We start from the raw sequence: 19,061 nt of genomic DNA on the forward strand, positions 1-19,061 counted from the left end.
ATGACCCGCGCCGCCCGGACGCAGATCAACGACCAGTTCGAACTCTTCCTCCCCTATATCGCGGACATGCCGCTGCGCGACCAGCGCGAGATGATGGAGCGCCCCTTCTTCAGCCTAGCCAAGACCAAGCGCGTCAAGCCGATCGACTACACCTCTCCCGACGGCAAGGCCTGGGTCCATGTCTCGGCCAATCCCGATTATGGCATGGCCACCATCTGGGACGCCGACATCCTCATCTATTGCGCCTCTGTCCTGGCCGACATGGCCCGCCGCGGCCTCAACGACGTCCCGCGCAAGTTGCACCTCATGCCCTATGACCTGCTGCGCGCCATCCACCGCCCGACCACCGGCCGCGCCTATGAACTGCTCGGCCAGTCGCTCGACCGGCTCGTCTCCACCACGATCAAGACCAATATCCGCGCCGAAAACCGCCGCGAAGCGACCTTCAGTTGGCTGGACGGCTGGACCCAGTTGGTCGACGAACGCACCGAACGCTCCCGCGGCATGACCATCGAACTCAGCAACTGGTTCTATGAAGGCGTGCTGATGCAGGGCGGCGTGCTCAGCATCGACCGCGCTTATTTCGACCTCACCGGCGGCCGCGAACGCTGGCTCTACAAGGTGGCGCGCAAACATGCCGGCGGGGCAGGGGAGGGGGGTTTCGCCATCTCCATGCCCACCCTGTTCGAAAAATCAGGGGCCGAGGGCGCCTATCGCCGCTTCAAGTTCGAGATCGCCAGGATCGCCGAACGCGATCCGCTGCCCGGCTATACGGTCGAGCTGGAACAGCCCGAAGGCAAGCGCGAACCCTCGCTCCGCATGCGCCGCCGTCCCCAATCCGATCCGCTTCCCCCGACGACGACTTCACGGCGGACGGCCGCGACGCCGCAGTCGGCCGCCGCCGCTACCCACAACAACGGCGCAGTCCGCCACCCTCCGGCCGATGCCGACATGCTGGTCGACGCGGGCGGCATGATCCGCAGAACCCTGGCCGGCATGTCCGCCAAAGCCAGCGCCGGCGAGATCACCGACGCGACCATGGCGACCCTGCGCGCCGAATATCCCGGCTGGGACTATCAGACGCTCCATCAGGAATTCCGCGACTGGCTCGACGCCGATCCCGCACGTACGCCCGTCAACTATCAAAAGGCGTTCATCGGCTTCGTCCGCCGCTTCCATGAGAAGAACCGGCACCGTCTCTAGGGTGTATCGACATTCAGCCCTGGCGGCCTGCAAATAGAGGTTTTCCGTGCTTCCGGTGCTCACCTACTTTGAGTAGGCTGCGCGCCGGGTCACGGAAAACCACCATTTTCGGCTCGCCATCTTCTGAATGTCGATACACCCTAGAGCGCGGTCCGCTTAGATTGCGATTGCAGCGGATCGCGCTCCGATTTCTCTTGTCTCCGCATTTTCCGATGCCGGACGAGAAAAATGTCTCATATCCGCCGCTCGATGTCAGACCCACCGTCCCTCTGCCTTGCCCCATGGCTAGAGCGTTCCCGAAGTGTCGGGTGGTACGGATATGGCGGACCCCGCTGTCGCGCACGACAGTTCAATGCACCCGATCCGCCGCCGAATTTGAACGTCCTTCCCGACACCCCCGCCCAATATGATTCAATCCGCCAAGCGCCCCCCACCGCAAATGGCGAGCCTCGACATTCCGGGAACGGTCTTCGCCTCTTCAGGAACGCTTCCCCGACATTTCGGGAACGCCAGCGTCGACATTACAGGAACGGACAATCGACCTTATGGGAACGCGGCGCAAAGGCCGACTCGTGCGATTCCGGCGATTCGGGCCGAAACTCTCAGCCGCTAACTCTTTAACTTTCCTAGAAACCTTATAACAGCAGCACGATGTTTTCTGGAAAATGAAGCAGGATGGACAAAGGCTCCATTTCCTAATGCCCTCCCGTCAGCCTCTCCACCTGCGCAACCAGCTTCGTCGCGCCCTGGTGCGAAATGCCCAGCAAACGGGCGACCGCCATCTTGCCAAGTCCGGGATAGGCCAGTTCCAGCCGCATGAGCAGCGGGGCCTTGCTTCGTCGCGTCACTCGCAATTCCTTCGGCAACCGTGCCAGCTTCGCCTCCAGCCGGTCCAGTTCGATCAATCCCTGCCCTGCCTGCCGGGCGATCATGGCCGCAATCGCTTTCGCCAATGAACCAGCATCGTCCGGCATGAAGCGCGGCAGCCCCACCAGCGAGGGCAAGCGGCGCAGGCTGAGACCCGCCGCCAGCAGCGCGCCTGGAAGATGGCAGGCGAGCACCCAGCCCATATCGAACCGCCGCGGATCGATGCGCCATTGCCGCCCGTCCGCCGTCGTCACCAGATGACCCTCGGTAACGGGCGCGTCGAGACTCCCTCTGGCATCTATCAGCCGCTGCGCGATCCCCAGCAAGGTGCCGGCAGGGTAGGGGGCCTCCAGCAGCATCTGGGCCATCCGCCATGACGGGCCGAAGCGGACCAGATCCTCGGGCGCCCACAGCCCAGCCTCCTTCCTGTCATCGAGCAGCGTGCGGGAGATATTGAGGGTCGCCCGCGCGATCGGATCCCGATCGTCGCTTGCCGACAGGGCAAAATGGAAGAGGGCGGCGACGGAGAGCGGATCGTTGAGACCCTCGCTATGGCGCGGCGGCGGCGTCCGCCCGCAAATCCAGTTCTGAAGCTCCGCGACCGACACCGGCACCCCGGCAAAGCCCGACAGCATGGAGGCGCCCTTCAGCCTTGCCCTGGCCAGCCAGATGTCGGCCGCCGGGCTGTTGCAGAGCCGCCCGTCCAGCCGCCCCAGGACAAGCAGGGCATGATCCGGCGAGGCTGAAAAATCGTGCATTTCCCGGTCATAGCGCAAGATGGACTACAACCAAATAATATGGTTGGTTGTACATGCTGGGATGGCGGTGGATAGATGGCGCCTGCCCGTTTTGAGGCGACCCTTTAGGCCATAGCTATATGCCATAGCAAGGCGATGCCCGCCAGCATCATTCGACATCCTCTCGCGCGATGGGAGGAAATGCGTTGCGCGACGACCGCGCTTATTTTGCAGGTGGCGTTGGCCTGCCGAGGCAAGAGGGAGTCCTTTACCACCTGGCAAAAGGGAACAGAACAGGAAATGCGCCTATTTCGCCCTCGGAGGCTCGTCAGGCGCCGCAGGGGAGTCCAGTATAGGTTGGCCCGTCAGCGGGGCGAATTTCTTTCCTGTGAGCTTCCCAGCCTGCCTGTATTTTGGGCAATGGCCGCTGGCGTAGCTGTGAACGCTAGATCGAGCGCCAGGGAAGATGAAGCCTGGCAATGGGAAAAAGCGCCAAGCGGCGGATAACTGCGAGACAGGATGGCATTGGCCTCAAGGCTGGGCATCACCGTCGAAGATCGGGTTGATATATTGAAGCCTAGGCAGCGTGGACAAATTCAAGACTTGCCGGACTGAGTGATTTGGGTGGGGAGGGGCCATTCCCCTATTCGTCACCTCTCCCCCTATTCGTCACCCCGGACTTGATCCGGGGTCCCGCTGCCTTGGGCTGGGCGCGGTGTAGAGGCAAAAGCGGGACCCCGGATCAAGTCCGGGGTGACGGTGGGGGTAATGACCGCTCATGGCCATTTCACGACATTTTCGAATTTGTCCATGCTGCCTGGTCATGAAGCGGATCAGATTAAATTCTAAAAGCCGTAAATCTTCATCCATAAATGGTCCCGAAGATAGGCTAGCGAGCAGCGAAAAATCCGTCAGAGACGTATAACAAAGCCCGTCACCCATCAGCACGCTGGGACGATGTCCTGAATGAGCCATTTATTTTCAATTGACGGTGAAGGTTCTCGGAAAAACCGAAACATGCCGCTGCAAGTTCTCGAGAAGGCGATGGGTCAATCCCGACAAAGAAAATAGATTAGCTGAACAGTCCTGCTACCCTCCGGGATTGCCTTGTTCCCGCCATCATTTTTTCGGCAACCGGCTTCTTTCGGCACAATCCGAAAGATGAACCTGACCCGATTGTCGGGCCATGGCCGAATATCTGTCCAATTGACATCAAGGAAAACGCCCGACCAACATTTGCGCTGGCCGGAGCGTGATCTTGATCGGCAACCGGACTGCCCGGCCCGGAAATGCGGCGTCAAAAGGCGGACGTGCTTTCATGATGAATGAAAGCACGTCCGCCAATCTGACGATCAGGCCTTTTCAGCTGCCGTCGCCTTGCTGGATTTGGCGGCAGGCTTTTTCTTGGGAGCGGGCTTGGCGGGCGCCTTGGCAGCCGGGGCGGGCTTGTTGCCTGCCGCCGCCTTTTCGGCGGGCTTGGCGGCAGGAGCGGCGTCTTTCTTCGGCGCGGGTGCAGACGGCGTTGCTATGGAGAGGCGCTTGCGCGATGCGGCAGGCTTTGCGGCAGGCGCCTTTGCGGCGGGCGCTTTGGCGACCGCCGGCTTGGCCTCCACGGGCTTTGCCGCGGGCGCCTTCGCTTCCGCGGGCTTGGCTGCCGGGGTCTTGGTTGCCTCAGTCTTGGGAGCGGGCGTCTTCGCCACGGCCGGCTTGGCAGGCGCCGCCTTTGCGGGCGCTGCCTTGGGAGCAGCGGCGGGCTTTGCAGCCGCCGGCGCGGCGACAGCCGGAGCAGGAGCCGCTTCGGCCGGCTTCTTGACGCTCACCGGCTTTTTGCCCAGGCCGAGCTTCGTGGCGACTGCACGCCGCGCTTCCGAATAGTTGGGCGCGACCAGCGGATAGGATTTCGGCAGCCCATAGCGTTCGCGATATTCATTGGGGGTCAGGCCATGGCTGGCAAGGTGGCGCTTCAGCGTCTTGTACGGCCTGCCGTCGATCATGCTGAGAATATGCTCCGGCGAAGACAGGCTTTTGCGAACCGACACCGCCGGCGTGTAAGTCGGCGCCGCCGCATCTTCGGGCTTTGCGGCAAGATCATCAGTCAAGGCCAGGCGGGTGGTCCGAATGAGATCGGCAAGACCTTCGCTCGCGACATTATTGTTGGAGACAAAGGCACTCACCAGCTGAACAGTGAGCGTCGTGATGTCAGGCTGGTTGTTTTCAGACATTGGCCCCGCTTCCCATCTTCGATTAATAGAGAGGGCCTTTTGAGCGGTTTTGCGTGAAATGTAAATCCGAAACAACTTGACAGCCCAGTCGCATGCTGTCGAACAGGAACAAACGAGCGCATTTTGTTTCGGGATGGCACAGCTTTATCGTGCGCTTCCGAGCCATGTAGCAGACCATCTTCGTCCATGGTCCGTCAGTTACATTGCGCAAGCATCACGCTCCATACAGCAAAGCCGGAATATTGATCTATATTCGTGCCGTGCCTACCAGTGTTCGGCCAGCGCAAGGCAATATTTGTCCGCCGCGAAACATGTTTCCGGTGGACCAAAAAAAAGGCCGGTCTTTCGACCGGCCCAATGAGTTAGGAGAGGATGCCTGAAAGGCACTCGCCAATTGGCGCGGCGGGCGTGCAATGGCAAATGCGAAACGCGGCGATGTGATTGCGTTTCACGCAATCCATCCGGTCGGTTTCATCCGGCAGCACAGCGGGAAGAACGGAAAAGGGCTTCCCGTCATCCCGGCAGAACACTCCATGACGATCGGTCTAAACCGCGCAAAGATCGCGGACCTGCATCAGATGGGGAGGGGGAGGGCAGGCATCGATCCTGCCAATATGGCGCACCCCGCCCGTTCGGCTGGGGCGCGCCATTCGATCAAGGGAGGGGTGCCGTCCCGTTCATCCGGGCCGATCCTTCCGATCATGTGTCGGCGGAGATTGGGACGGCGGCCAGGTGCGGCCGCCGGGGCCATTTTCAGCCGTTCAACTGGTCCTTCACGGCCTTGGCCGGGGTGAAGGTCAGCTTCTTCGAAGCGGCGATCTGGATCACGGCGCCGGTCGAGGGGTTGCGGCCTTCGCGAGCGGGCTGGTCCTTGACCTTGAACTTGCCAAATCCGTTCAGCGACACTTCCTCGCCCTTCGCGGCGGCGCCGGCGATGGCGGAAAAGACGCCGTCGACATATTTGCGCGCATCGGCCTTGGTCAGGCCATGATCGGCGGCCAATGCTTCGGCGAGTTCAGTATTGTTCATGGTGATCTCCCTTTCGTGGACGGATGGTCTTAACCTGTCTCTTCGCGCTCAACCAGCCCCTTTGCGATCGGCGAACAGCGAAAATCGGCAGCAAAATCGCGTTATTGGCGCTTTGCGATGCCGAAATCATGCCCGACCGGGAGCTTTGGGGGCATTTCCGCTCCGCCGCGACTCTGATCTCCCCGGCGCGAGGAGGCGTTCGGGCCGGGGCAAGGGCAGGGCGGGCGTCCGTTCCGCCAAAATGGTCGCAATTGCCGAGCGCAAGGCGATGCCGGCCTGGGCGGATCGGCCAAGGCGGGGCTTCGGCACTGCGCGGATATTTTACAAAGGCTTGCAGATATAACCGATCCGGTCCCGGTTGCAGATGAAGGTCGGGTCGTTTTCGCCCATCCTTCTGCGCAGCGGCCCATTGGCGGCCGGGATGGCGTGGGGGCAGGTGGCGGCGGATCATGGCGGGGATGGGGTGGCGCAGGGGCGCGGCATGGGCGGTTGCAACGGGTCTGGGGCTGATGCTGGCGGTCCCGGCGGCCGCGCAGGACGCAGCGCCCGGCCAGCAGAGCGCAGCCCCGATCATCGATCGCGACCGTACCGACCGGCTCGAGCCGCAGATCGCGTCGCCGCCCGTCGCCGCGCCGCGCCCTGCGCCGTCGGTCCAGGTCGCGCCTGCGGCCTCCTCCGCAGGCCAGACCCTGCTGACGCGGCTGCGCTATAGCGGAACGACGGTGCCCGCCGCCCTCCTCGATGCTGCCGTGTCTCCCTATATCGGACATCCGCTGACGGGCGAGACGCTCCAGGCCATCGCCAATGCGATCAGCGCGACCTATGCGCGGAGCGACATCGCCTTCTATTCCGTCTCCATCCCGCCCCAGGTGCCGAGCGGCGGCGTGCTGACCATCCGTCTGGTCGAGGGGCGGGTGACGGATTATCGCCTTGCGGGCATGTCGCCCAGCATGCCCGCCGGGCTGATCGCCGCGCATATGCGCCGGCTGATGCGGGACGCGCCGCTGCGCAAGAGCAGCCTGGAACGGACATTGGCGTTGTTGCGAGACATTCCGGGACAGACGGTCGATGCCCGTCTGCGGCAGTCGGGCGCGCCGGGCGACCTGCTGATCGACCTCATCGTCAAGCGCAAGCAGGTGCAGATCGGCCTGACGATCGACAATAGCGGGGTCAGCAATGTCGTGCAGGGCGTGCAGGCGCAGATGTCGGTCACGGTCAACGGCCTCGTCCGCGAAGGCGACAGCACGCGCATCGCCGGCTACCTGCCCTTCAATCCCGACCGCTATCAATATTATTCGCTCAGCCACGCCACCCCCATCGGCAGCAACGGCCTGACCCTGGCCGCGCAGGCCGCCCATGTCGAGACCCGTTCGCGCGACAGCAGGACGACGGGTGAGGCGACATTGGCCGGCCTGACGCTCAGCTATCCCGTGCTACGGTCGACAAAGTCCCAGCTGTCGGTCACGGCGTCCCTCGACGGCATCGACAGCGACAATTATTTCCTCGACATCCGTTTCGGCGATTATCGGTCGCGGGCGCTGCGCCTGGGCGCTTCCTGGTCCCGCGCCGACGCCCGGGACGGCTATGCGATTTCCACGGTCGTCAGCCAGGGGATCGACGCCCTGGGCGCCAGGCCCTTTGCCGGCTTTTCCGAAACCGGCTTCACCAAGGTCAATGTCCAGGCCGTCGCGGTGAAGGCGATCAGCGGCAAGCTCAGCCTCAGGACGTCGATCAAGGGCCAATATTCGAAGGACGATCTTCCGGTGACGGAGCGCTTTCCGCTGGGCGGCCGGGGCGCCGGCATGGCCTTCCGCACCGGAACGTTGACGGCGGAACAGGCCGTTGCCGGCAGCGCGGAACTTTCGTGGTCGCTGCCGGCCCGATCGCCCTTGCTGAAGGCGAGCGCGCTGTTCGTCGCGCTTGACGGGGCGCTGGCGCATGGCACGGCGCGGCCCGCCTACCGCCTTGCGGCGCGGAACTACAGCCTTGCATCGGCCGGGGGCGGAGTGCGGCTGGGCCTTGGCCCCAAATGGCGGGTCAGCGCTGAGGTGGCCGTGCCGGTCAAGCGGCCCGACCCGGGCCATAGCCGAAAGGCGCGATTCTTCTTCGGGGTAGGGCGGGCATTTTGATCCGTCCTTTTGCGGATACGCAAAAACAAAGAAGCGGGAAGCAAGACAATGAACAATGTGTGGGAGGTATGGCCCGCGGCCCTGACTGGGGCGGAATGCGACGCCATCGTCAAGCGCGCGGCGCTTTATCAGCCGGAAAGCGCGACCGTCGGCTTCGCGCAGGCAGTGCGCAGCGATCATGCCTATCGATCGTCCACCATAAGCTGGCTGGATGTCCATCGCGACAAGGACATTGTCGACCGGCTGATGCAGTTCGTCCATTCTTCCAACCGCACCAATTTCGGGATCGACATCGCCGGCCCCTTTGAGTTGCAATATACCGAATATCACGGCCGCGCGCAGGGCAAATATGACTGGCATCAGGATGTGTGGCTGGAATCCTCCCGTCCCTTCGATCGCAAGCTGTCGGTCGTGGTGCAACTGTCCGACCCGGATGAATATGAGGGCGGCGCCTTCGAATTTTTCGGCCTTCAGCAACCGGGCGTGAATTTCGCGTCGCGGGGCAGCATGCTGATCTTCCCCTCCTTCCTCCAGCATCGCGTACTGCCGGTGACCAAGGGCCTCCGCCGCAGCCTGGTGAGCTGGATCGAAGGGCCCAGATGGCGGTGAGCCGCACCTGACGGCACGATCCTCCATCCTCACCCTTGGCCAGGAACCGCGCCGATGGGGCGCGGGCAGGATGGATGCGTGCCGATCGCAGCGGCGACCGATGCCTTCGGTCGCGAAAATGAGCCATATCGGAAGAAATCCCGCCAAGGGCGACTTGCGCGGCCCTGACCCGGCTTTGCGGACAAGCAAGTGTCGGGAAGCCAGGTAAAAGCCGGTTGTTGCGGGGATTGCCTTATCTCTTGCGCGGCTTTGCGCGGGCCGCGACATGCTTTTGCGTGTCGAATTGTGACGAAGATGGGTGAAGTAAACCGTTCTGACCAGACTGGTTTCTTCTTGACGCGGCGATAAGCACTGCCCGGCTTAACGTGCTCCCGTTGCGATCTGCTCGCAGGAAAACAGGGAGTCTTGCAATGCCACTTCATGGATCGGTCCGGTCGGGACGGCGCTATCTGCTGTGCGCCACGGCGATACCTCTTCTTTTGCTCAGCGCCTGCGCCGACGGCGTGGGTTTCGACATAGGGGCAGGGGGCGGCCAGTCTCCTTCCGGTCCCAGCGGCCCGGCAGGTCCGACAAGCCCCACTGGCCCGACCAGCCCGACCGGACCGTCCGGTCCCACTGGCCCAAGCGGCCCCACGGGTCCGGGCGGCCCGGCCGGTCCCACCGGACCCGCTGGCCCGACAGGCCCCGGCGGACCCACCGGCCCGGGCGGTCCGACTGGTCCCACCGGCCCGACCGGCCCCACCAGCAGCGGATCGATCATCGGGGCGTCCATCGGCAATCAGCCGCTGGTCGGACCCACGGGGCCCGGATCGCTGATCGACGTCAACGTCCTGCCGGGCGACACCCCGGCGACCGGCAGCGTGGCCACCGTCGATCTGCTGACGGGCGACGGCACCGTCGCGCAGGTCGCCCTGCCGACCACGCCCCAGGGCGTGCAGCAGGGGCTGGCGCCGGTGGGCACGCTCGCCGGCAGCCTGCTCGGCGCACCGGCGGGGGAAGCGGTGACGCAGCTCACCGACGGTCTCTCCCCCACGGTGGCGGCCGTCACCTCGACGGTCGGCCAGCTCACCACGCCGCTGCTCGACACGGTCAACGGCGCGCTCTCGCCCGTCACCGGTCCGCTGGTGGGCGACAATGGCGTCCTCGCGCCCGTGACGGGGCTGGTCGAAAATGCGGTGGGCGGCCTGACCGGCGCTCTGGGCGGCGTCGGCGGCGATCCTTCCGCCGCACTGGGCGGACCGCTTGTCGGCGCGAATGTCGGCGGCAATGTCCTGACCGGCGCCTCCACGCCCGGCACGCTTGTCGGGGTCAACCTGCTGCCGTCGGACGGCGGCGCGGCTGCCGGACAATTGGCGACGGTCGATGTCCTGACGCAGGGCAATCTGGTCGACATCGCCGTGCCGACGACCGCGGCCGAGGTAGAGGCCGGATTGCAGCCGGTCGGCAACCTGGCCGGGGGTCTCCTTGGCCCGCAGGCCGAAGCGACCGTCACTCAGGTCACCAGCGCCGTCGCCCCCGTGGTCGCGGCCGCCACCAGCACGGTCGACAGCGTCGCCGCGCCCCTGCTCGACACCGTCAACAGCCTGGCCCCGACGCTGCCCGGAGGAGAAAGCGGTTCCCCGCTCGCGCCCGTGACCGGCCTGGCCGGTGGCCTGCTGGGAGCAGGGGAGGGGACCGGCGGCAATGCCCTGGCCCCGGTCACCGGCCTGCTGAACGGCGCGCTGGCCCCGGCGACCGGATCGGGTTCCGCCACGGCGCCCGTGACCGGCCTGCTCGGCGGGCTGCTCGGGGGCGGCAACTGACGCGGCGGCGCGGCCCGCCATGGTCCTCATGCATGGCGGACCGCACGCCGACGATGCTCTCCCCCTATAGCCCCCGGGGGAAGGGCGGGGGCGAGGAGGCAGTGGGCGCACTGCCTCCTCAAACCGATTCCGAACGCAGGCCGGCACGCTTTGCGTTCACGCAAAAATCTTCGCCAAAGGGGAATATCATCTTGCCGAACCGCCTTTTCTTCATCCGCCGCCTGATCGATGGCGCTGCGGCCCTGCTGCTGCTCAATGCCCAGCCCGCCATGGCCGGTCCCTACGCGCCCTATGCCGTAACCCCGGGCGAAACCGCGGTGGGAACGATGCTGGACGCCGCGACGGGCGCACCCGGCGGCGACCGCGCGGCCATGCTCGCATCGATCGACGCCCTGCCGACGGCCGCGGCGCGTGCCGATGCGCTGGGCCAGCTCTCGCCGCGCAGCTATTCCCTGCTGCCCCGCCTGTCGATCCAGTCGATGGACGCCGCCGACCGGGAAATCCGCTCCTGGCTGGCCGAACGGCGCAGCATCGCCATCGATGCGCCGGCCGATGTTCCGGCCAGCGGCGACCGCACCATCACCGTGATGCTGAGCGGAGGGATAAAGCAGGCGAGCTATAAGGCGCGCGTCGACCGCCCCGAAGCGGAATCCGACAGCCGGTCGCTGCGCTTCGCCGTCGATGTGAAGCCCGTGCCCGGCCTCATCGTCGGCGCGACCCTGGGCATCGACGGCATCGACGCCCGGCTCGACCCGGCGCGGCGCCCCCGCATCAGCCAGTTCAACAGCCAGATCGGTTCCTATGCCAGCTATAGCGACGGCCGCTTCTATGTCGACGCGACGGCGGCCTATACGCTCTCCGAATATAAGCTGCGGCGCCAAATCGGCTGGGCGGGCTTTACCGGGCGGCTGGTGGCGCCCGTGGACGGCGACGGCTGGGCCGCATCCGGCGAGGCGGGCGCGATGCTGCGCGCAGGCCCGGTCCGGATACAGCCCTTCGCCGGCCTGCACCATCGCTATGCCGATGTCAGCGGCTTCGTCGAAAATGGCGGACCCGCCGCGCTGGAGGTCGCCGCCTTCCGCACCAGATCGCTTCGCGGCGCGCTGGGCGCGCGCATCTCCGCCAATGCGACGCAAGGCGGCTGGACCCTCCGCCCCTCGGTCGAGGCGCAATGGCAGCGCGAACTGCGCAGCCGCCCCGACAGCCGAATGGAGGCCCGCTTCGCCACCCGCGACTTGCCCATCTTCACGCTGCGCCCCACCCGGCTGGCGCGTGACGCGGGCCTGGTGAATGCCGGGATCAGCGCGACCTGGAACAACCGCACCACCTTCCGCCTGGGCTATGCGGGCGAGTTCGGTTCCGACCGCCATGTCCACGCGGCGGCGCTGACGGTCGGACGGCGTTTCTAGGCAAAAGGGATTGCTCCGAAACGAACCGGATTCCGCGCCACAATCGTGCATATCCCGCTATTGCGTGGGCCTGCTCACGCAAAGGAAGTGATCCATGGCCCGCTTCATCCGCGACATATTGGCGACCCTTTCCCACGAACCCGCCGGCAGGGGCCCGGCCGATCAGCAGGCGCTCAGCCGCCTCGACCAGCGGCTCGCGCCTTTCGCGGACAAGGGGCCGGGATCGCGCGGCACGATTTCGATCCAGCCGGACGAATGTTCGGTCTGGGACGGCAATCCGCGCGACCAGCCGGGACTGACGGCGGACGGCTGCCGGTCGCTGATCGATTCCATCGCCAGCGAAGGCGGCAACCGCATCCCCGTCCTCGTGCGCCTCAATCCGCCGGGTTCGGACCGGCCCTACCAGCTTCTGGTCGGCAGCCGCCGCCGTTTCGCGGTGGACTGGCTCAACCATAATGGGCGGCCGGAAATGCGGCTGGCGGCCCTGGTCGTCGACCTGTCGGACGAGGAAGCCTTCCGCCTTGCCGACATCGAAAATCGCGAGCGGGCGGACATCAGCGAACTGGACCGGGCGCGCAGCTATCAGCATGCGGTCGAACGCTTCTACGGCGGGGTGCAATCGCGCATGGCCGAAGCGCTCACCCTTTCCAACAGCCAGCTAAGCCGCCTGCTCGCCTTGGCGCAATTGCCGGAGGAGGTGGTGAACGCCTTCGCCACTCCCGATGAATTGCGCGTGCGCTATTCCGAAATCCTGACCCCGCTGCTGCGCCGTCCGGACCAGCGGGCGCGCATGATTGTCGAAGCGCAGTCCATCGGGGAACAGCAACAGGCGCTCGCGCGGGATGGCGGCCGCATGCTTTCCCCCGCGACGGTGCTGGCCCGGCTGCGCGATGCCGCCACGCCGCAGCCTTTGGAGGAAGCGCGCGACATGGCGATCGTCGCGGGCGGCGCGCGCATCGGCCGCCCCCGACCCGGTCGAAGCGGCGGTCTGACCATCGACCTCAGCATATCGGAGGATGCCGATCTGGACGAACTGCTGGCGCGGCTGCGCGAAACCATCGTCGCGGCCCGCGCCGCGCCGGTCATGCAATAGGACCGCGATCGTTTCCGGAGCCTCAACAGGCGACTTTGCGTATACGCAAAAAGCCCGCGACCATTGATGCCGGCGCGTCTATGAAGGCCCGGCGGCCTCCTTCCGGCCGTAAGTGGCGGCCAGATAGGCGGCGATCCGCTCGGCATCGGCAGGCTCGATCGGCGCGCCATAGACCTTGATCATCTTGCCGACGCTATCCTGCCAGAATTGCGCCCCCTTGCCGCGTGGCTGGGTGGTGACATAATCCAGCGAATGGCAGGCGGAACAGGTCGCCGCCGTCAGTTCCGCGCCGTCGCCGGGCGGCAGGACAATGGGTCGTTCGTCGGGCAGGCGATAGCCCGCGGCAGCCGCACCGCTCGCGGCGAGAAGGGCGATGGGCAGCAGCGCTTTCACAGGGCGACGACCTCCACGGCTTCGACGACATTGCGCATATAGCCGGCGGGCTGCCAGAGCGGATCGAACGGCTGGACCTCTCCCGACCGGCCCGTCGCGCGGACGAGGATGCGATGGCGGCCGGGCGCCAGGCTCTGCGCCGACCGCCATGACCGGAAGCTGTAGCGGCCCAGATCCTTGCCCAGTTCGGCCTGCCGCCAGCTTGCGCCCCCGTCGGCGGAGATGTCGACCCGCGCGATTCCCGATCCGCCGTCGAACGCGATGCCGGACAGCGCCACCGGCTTGCCCGCGGCCACCTGCGCCCCGGACATATGGCTGGTGAGGAAGGACCGGATGTTGAGCCGGCCGATGGGCCGCGTCCTGTCCGGCTTGCCGCCGGGCGCGACGCAGGCGCAATCATTGTCGGGAATGCGATAGGCGGTCTTCATCCAATAGCCGTCATAGGCCGCGTCGACGACGTTGATCTCATGCAGATGCTTGATCCAATAGGTGCCGTAATGGCCGGGCACGACCAGACGCAACGGATAGCCGTTGAGAAAGGGCAGGTCCGCCCCGTTCATCGCCCAGGCGACCATCACCTCGCCGTCGCGGGCATGGTCGACGTCCAGCGCCTTGACGAAGTCGGGAATGCCGTCGGCCTGGGGATTGTCGAGTCCGTTGAACGTGACCTGCCGCGCCCCGGCGCGCACCCCCGCGCGGTCCAGCAGCGCGCGAAGCGGAACGCCGCGCCAGCGGGCATTGCCCATCGCGCCGTTGCCCAGCTGCCCGCCCCCGACACGCGGCTCGAAAAAGCCGCGCCCATTGCCGGAACATTGGTTGACCGCGACGATCTCCTGCACGGGAAAGTCGCGCTTCAGTTCCGCGAGCGAAAGGGAGAGCGGCCGCTCGACATGACCGCCCAGCGCCAGCCGGAACCGCCGCGCATCGATGTCGAGCGGCAGATCCGAAAGATGATAGCGCACGAAGAAGGCATCGTTGGGCGTGATCGGCCCGTCGAACAGGGCCAGCGGCGTTTCAAGCTGCGGCGGGCGCGTGGTGAGACCGATGAGCGCCCGCTTCTGAGGATAGCGGACCAGGGGCCGCTCGCCATTGTCGAAGGGCAGGGCGGCGTAGCCGCCACGGGTCCGCGCCCAGCCGGATACCGGCAACAGCGCCCCCGCCATGGCGGCGATAAGGCCGCGCCGATCCACCCCATTCATGGTCCGTCCGTCCGCCATGGCTGTCCTGCCTGCATCTTTCTGCACTCTGATGATCGGAATGGATGCGGCCGGTTGTCCGGTGCGCAGTCTGGCTGCCCCGGCCATCCCGGTGGGAATGCCGATCCGCTGTGGGTAGGACGTGGCGGCTGGCCAGTCAATCCGGCAGGTGCGGCGCTGCCCCGGCGGAAACCAAATCGGCGATGAGGAGAGCCGGCCTAGCTGAAAAAACGACCTTGAATGGATGCTTTCCCGCCCTTAATTTGGCGCGTGGCGGTCACCGCCGGAAGGAAGAGAGGATTGGAAGAAAGGAGGCAAGCCCATGTCCCTCTCCCATTTTCAAGGCCCCTTCGAAGTGGCCCATCATCCCCAGTTGGAACCTGAGGTGAAGCGCGCCATCCTTGCATCCTGGGCTTCGGACGCCAATGCCGTGGAGGGCAATCCCGCCGTCAGGCGCCCGCCCCGCCACAAGCGGCCGATCCCCATCGACGAGATACTGGACGCGCTGCGCAAAGTGGATCGGAACCCCGGCTAAATTTGACCTGTTCCTGCCCGCGCAGGAACAGGCTGCGCTTCGATGACGTTCCGTCGCGGGAAACACTTTGCCTCGGCGCGAGGCAGCATCGCCCCTCCACCCGGAGAAAATCCGTTCAGGCGGTCATTTCGTCCAGCCGGTTGATGAGCCGCAGGAAGGCCACTTCGCTTTCGTCATGCGGCGTGCCGTCCGCATCGAAAATATCGTGGAACCATTTTTCCTTCAGCCCCTCCAGATTGGGGTTTTCCCATTTGTCCCACGGCAGGTGGGTTTGCGTCTTCCCCTTCACCAGGCCCCAGCAGAAGGTGCCGACCTGCTCCTCCTTCGCGATGGGCAGGATCGCCTGGAAGGTGCTGCCCGCCGGGCGCGCCATATATTCGGTGCAGAGCAGCGGACGGCCCATGGTCTTCAGCCATTTGACGCGCTGCGCGAAATCTTCCGCAATGCCGTAATTGTGGAAGGAGATGACGTCGGAATGCGACGTCTGCGCCTGCTGGATCGGACTGAGCAGGTCGGGCGCCGACCAGTCGCCCAGCCAGATGCCGCTGGTCAGCGGCTGCATCGGCTGCATGGCCCGCGCCCAGCCGAACGCCTCGACCAGCAGCGGCACGACCAGATCGGCCTTCGCCTTGAGCGCCGCCGGGTCGCAGAGCGCGACCTCCGGCCCATTGTCAGGCTCGTTCCAGATGTCCCAGGCCAGCACGCGTCGGTCCTGTCCGAAGCGGCCGACCACGCCCCGCACATAATCCTCCAGCCGCGCATGCTCGTCCGGATTCCGGAGCACGGCGACGCCTGGAGACTGGACCCAGCCGCTATTGTGAACCCCCTCGCGCGGCTGGGGCTGTGGCCCCAGCGCCGGTTCGGGATGCCAGCAGGAATCGAACAGCACCAGCATGGTGCGGATGCCATGACGGTCCGCCACCGCCAGGAAGGCGTCGATGCGCGCCAGGAAGGCCGCCGCGTCGTCCAGCCACAGCAGGTCGTGCAGATAGACCCTGACGCTGTTCATCCCCACCGAGGCCGCCAGTTCCAGCTCGCGGTCGATGGTGGCAAGGTCGAAGCTGCCCGCCTGCCACATTTCCAATTGATTGATGGCGTTGGAGGGTGTGAAATTGCACCCGACCAGCCATGGTTGCCGCGCGAACCAGCGATGCGCCGCTTCCGGCGTCCAACGATTGCCCATATGCCCGCTCAAGACCCGCTTCTATTGCCGCCCTGAAGGCGGCCATTAACATCGCTCAGCTATAGGGCAAGAAGATTAATATGATCTGAGTAAGAGGAAATTTCGATCTTTTGAGAAGATGTTATAGCACTTCTTCATTACACTTACGTTATAGTACGCCAATCCGCCCTTTGGTTATGAAGTCGAAATAAATACCACGGCGAAACGAGCATAATCGCCAAGCCGGATATGGTCTTATGCCGCCTGCCGGATCATCTCCCCTGGCAGATGCGCCGCGAAATGATCGATGGCCATGGCAAGCGAATGCAGCGGCGCCCCCCGGCGACTGGCCAGCGCGGCATTGGCGGGCCGCTCCGCCGTCCAGCCCAGCGTCCGGTGGGGAACGCCCCGGATGCGCGAGGGGTCGCAGCCGCAGCTCATCGCGATCCGGCGCGCGAAATCGGCCCAGGACAGCGCCTCGCCATTGGTCAGGTGCCATGGCCCGGCCTCGCCGTCGATCAGCAGGTCCAGCGACGTCGCGACCAGATGCGGCACATAGGTGGGCGTCACGATCAGGTCCTCCGCCGCCAATATGGTCTCTCCGCGCCTCAGCGACCGCACCACGGCGACCGCGAAATTATGATCGTCATGGGGCGAGAAGAAGGCGGCGGTGCGGATGATCAGGTGGCGACCGGACGGGTGAGGGGCGCCCAGCGCGGCGATCCCTTCTTCCATCTCCGCCTTGCTGAGGCCATAGCAGTTGCGCGGCGCGACCGGATCGTCCTCGACATAGGGCGCGCCCTTCTTCCCGTCGAAGACGAGATCGCTGGAGAAGGAAAGCGACGCGACGCCGCGATCCCCGCACGCCTTCGCCAGCGCCACGGCTCCCCGCGCATTGGCGGTCAGGCAGGCGTCCCGCGCCGTTTCCGCCTCGTCCACCCGGACCCAGCCGGCGGCGTTGACGACCGCCCAGGGCGCAATGCGGTCGAGCGCGGCGGCGACCGTCTCCGGCGCCGTCAGGTCCAGTTCCGCCCGCGATGTCAGGATGAAGGGAATGTTCCGCAGCGCGCAGGCCCGCGCCATCGCCCGGCCCAACGTTCCCGTCGCGCCGCATATCAGCAGCGGGCGGACCGAAGAGAGATGGTCCGAACAAGGACTGGCCGCAGAGTTATGCGAACGCCCGGCCAGATGCGCCTTCATCGATGCGGGGCGGGCCACGCCCGGATGGACGATCCGCACGGCGCGCTGCCACCAGCCCGCGCCATCCGCCAGCATCGGGCGCTCACCCCCGCGGGCCAGCGCCCGCGCCAGCGGCAGCAGCGCCGTGGCGCGCGGCGTTCCGTTGCTGACGTCCCACAGGCCCGGCTCATAATGGCCCGGCTGCGTCAGCAGGCTGTTCCACCCCGAACTGCCCAGCAACGACCAGAGGGTGACGGCCTCGACCGGGATCGCTTCGGCGCATAGCCGACCGGCAATGTCCCAGGCCTGGGCGATCCAGCGCAACTGCTCCTCCCGCGTGCAGCCATTATGGACCTCGGTGACGGCCAGCGACCGCCCATAGCGGGTCCATGCCTCGCGCAGGGCGCCCTCCAGCCCCTGGGGCGGCGGCTCCAGCACGCGGATGGCCTCCACATCGGCATAGAGCTGCGTGTCGCTGCCGCCATGGCTATGCGCGGGATAGCGGTGGAGCCGGTGGTCGAGGAAGCGGTCGCTCGTCAGATAATGGTTGATGCCGATGATGTCCGGCGGACAGGGATCGTCGGCGATGGCGCGCAGCCTGTCCTGAAAGCCGAAGCCCGAAAGGCGCTCCCACAGCGGATGCTCGCGCGTCATCATGCCGCAGAGCAGATCCCAGCTCGCCCAGCGGCGCAGATTGTCGAACCCCGCCTGTTCGCGAAGGGATGCGGTGGCGTAGCTGCGGCCCAGATCGTCGGTCTGGATCAGCCGCGCGGCAGGATTGACCCGCCGGATCGCCCGCATCGACAGGCGAACGGCGTCGATCTGGTTCAGCAGCGCCAGCCAGAAGGACGGTTCGGACCGATGATGCGGATACCAATGGCCGTACAGGGCGGAAAAGCGGGCGGTGGTCAGCGGCTCGTTGACCGGCGTCCAGTCGGCGATCCATGGATAGCGCTCCGCCGCCGCCCCCGCATGACGCGCCAGCCCGGCTGCGAAACCCTCTTCCAGCAGGCCGCTATAGGCCGGGCCGCTGCCATGATGGACCAGCCCGGCGATGACGCGGATGTCAAGGTCGCGCAGCCGCCCCAGCCGTTCGTCGGTCCATTGCCAGTCGCGCTCGTCCGGATGGCGCGGGCTGACCCTCTCCCACAGGACGGGATAGCGGATCGCCCGGATGCCCAGCATCGCCAGCCGGTCCAGGTCTTCCGCCCGGTCCTGATGCCCGGTCGCCCGGACCTGGTCCTGGTAACGGTCGTGGACGCGGTTCACGGTGCATTCCAGACCACCCCATAGCTGCGGCTGCATGGTCATTCCGGTCCTCCGTTGCAATGGCGGGCGCGATGATCGGTCGATTATTTGGCTCGTTGAACTTCGATCAAGTGAAAAGCGGAGAATTGCGACATCCCAGCAACCTGGATCAATAGAGGACAAGGAACGGACCGTTCGCCGTCGTGGTTTGATCAATGTTCACACCGCAGAAAGGTTGCGTAATATGG

At 65.6% G+C, this 19,061-nt stretch carries 14 protein-coding genes; 7 read left to right on the forward strand and 7 right to left on the reverse strand.

What is annotated here, in order from left to right:
- Nucleotides 1-1,203 carry a replication initiator protein A gene (locus SIDU_RS18310; protein WP_007684498.1) on the forward strand — a complete coding sequence of 401 codons (1,203 nt, stop codon included), beginning with the start codon at nucleotides 1-3 and terminating at the stop codon, nucleotides 1,201-1,203.
- Between the two features lie 695 nt (nucleotides 1,204-1,898).
- Here SIDU_RS18310 and SIDU_RS18315 read toward each other — a convergent pair.
- The 3 genes from SIDU_RS18315 to SIDU_RS18330 all read right to left on the reverse strand — a co-directional run bounded on the left by SIDU_RS18315 (nucleotide 1,899) and on the right by SIDU_RS18330 (nucleotide 6,058).
- Nucleotides 1,899-2,828 carry a hypothetical protein gene (locus SIDU_RS18315; RefSeq protein ID WP_025772815.1) on the reverse strand — a complete coding sequence of 310 codons (930 nt, stop codon included), beginning with the start codon at nucleotides 2,826-2,828 and terminating at the stop codon, nucleotides 1,899-1,901.
- Between the two features lie 1,331 nt (nucleotides 2,829-4,159).
- Complete coding sequence (locus SIDU_RS18325) at nucleotides 4,160-5,029, reverse strand: Ros/MucR family transcriptional regulator (RefSeq protein WP_037510531.1); 870 nt, start codon at nucleotides 5,027-5,029, stop codon at nucleotides 4,160-4,162.
- A gap of 753 nt (nucleotides 5,030-5,782) precedes the next feature.
- A complete protein-coding gene (locus SIDU_RS18330; RefSeq protein ID WP_007684484.1) occupies nucleotides 5,783-6,058 on the reverse strand; it encodes an HU family DNA-binding protein in 276 nt (91 codons plus the stop codon).
- A gap of 449 nt (nucleotides 6,059-6,507) precedes the next feature.
- Between SIDU_RS18330 and SIDU_RS18340 the strand changes: the two genes are divergently transcribed.
- The 5 genes from SIDU_RS18340 to SIDU_RS18365 all read left to right on the forward strand — a co-directional run bounded on the left by SIDU_RS18340 (nucleotide 6,508) and on the right by SIDU_RS18365 (nucleotide 13,100).
- Nucleotides 6,508-8,187, forward strand: coding sequence for a ShlB/FhaC/HecB family hemolysin secretion/activation protein (locus SIDU_RS18340; protein WP_233431915.1), 1,680 nt, complete (start codon nucleotides 6,508-6,510; stop codon nucleotides 8,185-8,187).
- A 48-nt stretch (nucleotides 8,188-8,235) separates the two neighbouring features.
- Nucleotides 8,236-8,796 carry a 2OG-Fe(II) oxygenase gene (locus SIDU_RS18345; protein WP_007684482.1) on the forward strand — a complete coding sequence of 187 codons (561 nt, stop codon included), beginning with the start codon at nucleotides 8,236-8,238 and terminating at the stop codon, nucleotides 8,794-8,796.
- Nucleotides 8,797-9,206: 410 nt separating this feature from the next.
- A complete protein-coding gene (locus SIDU_RS18355; protein ID WP_007684479.1) occupies nucleotides 9,207-10,598 on the forward strand; it encodes a hypothetical protein in 1,392 nt (463 codons plus the stop codon).
- A gap of 191 nt (nucleotides 10,599-10,789) precedes the next feature.
- Entirely contained in the window at nucleotides 10,790-12,007 is a 1,218-nt protein-coding gene (locus SIDU_RS18360) for an autotransporter outer membrane beta-barrel domain-containing protein (protein ID WP_007684477.1), read from the forward strand.
- A 94-nt stretch (nucleotides 12,008-12,101) separates the two neighbouring features.
- A complete protein-coding gene (locus SIDU_RS18365) occupies nucleotides 12,102-13,100 on the forward strand; it encodes a ParB/RepB/Spo0J family partition protein (protein ID WP_007684476.1) in 999 nt (332 codons plus the stop codon).
- Between the two features lie 78 nt (nucleotides 13,101-13,178).
- Here SIDU_RS18365 and sorB read toward each other — a convergent pair whose 3' ends face one another.
- Nucleotides 13,179-13,493 carry a SorB family sulfite dehydrogenase c-type cytochrome subunit gene (gene sorB, locus SIDU_RS18370; protein ID WP_007684475.1) on the reverse strand — a complete coding sequence of 105 codons (315 nt, stop codon included), beginning with the start codon at nucleotides 13,491-13,493 and terminating at the stop codon, nucleotides 13,179-13,181.
- Nucleotides 13,490-14,710, reverse strand: a complete 1,221-nt coding sequence (sorA, locus tag SIDU_RS18375; protein WP_007684474.1) for a SorA family sulfite dehydrogenase catalytic subunit — start codon at nucleotides 14,708-14,710, stop codon at nucleotides 13,490-13,492. The genes sorB and sorA overlap by 4 nt, the downstream gene beginning before the upstream one ends.
- 301 nt (nucleotides 14,711-15,011) lie before the next feature.
- Between sorA and SIDU_RS18380 the strand changes: the two genes are divergently transcribed.
- On the forward strand, nucleotides 15,012-15,224 hold the full coding sequence (locus SIDU_RS18380) for a hypothetical protein (RefSeq protein WP_007684473.1): 213 nt from the start codon (nucleotides 15,012-15,014) through the stop codon (nucleotides 15,222-15,224).
- A 115-nt stretch (nucleotides 15,225-15,339) separates the two neighbouring features.
- On the opposite strand, the gene SIDU_RS18385 is transcribed toward SIDU_RS18380, so the two are convergent.
- Nucleotides 15,340-16,407, reverse strand: coding sequence for a cellulase family glycosylhydrolase (locus SIDU_RS18385; RefSeq protein WP_007684472.1), 1,068 nt, complete (start codon nucleotides 16,405-16,407; stop codon nucleotides 15,340-15,342).
- Nucleotides 16,408-16,641: 234 nt separating this feature from the next.
- On the reverse strand, nucleotides 16,642-18,876 hold the full coding sequence (locus SIDU_RS18390; protein ID WP_007684471.1) for a sugar nucleotide-binding protein: 2,235 nt from the start codon (nucleotides 18,874-18,876) through the stop codon (nucleotides 16,642-16,644).
- Nucleotides 18,877-19,061 lie beyond the last annotated feature (185 nt).

This window comes from Sphingobium indicum B90A (assembly GCF_000264945.2).
Lineage (GTDB): Bacteria > Pseudomonadota > Alphaproteobacteria > Sphingomonadales > Sphingomonadaceae > Sphingobium > Sphingobium indicum.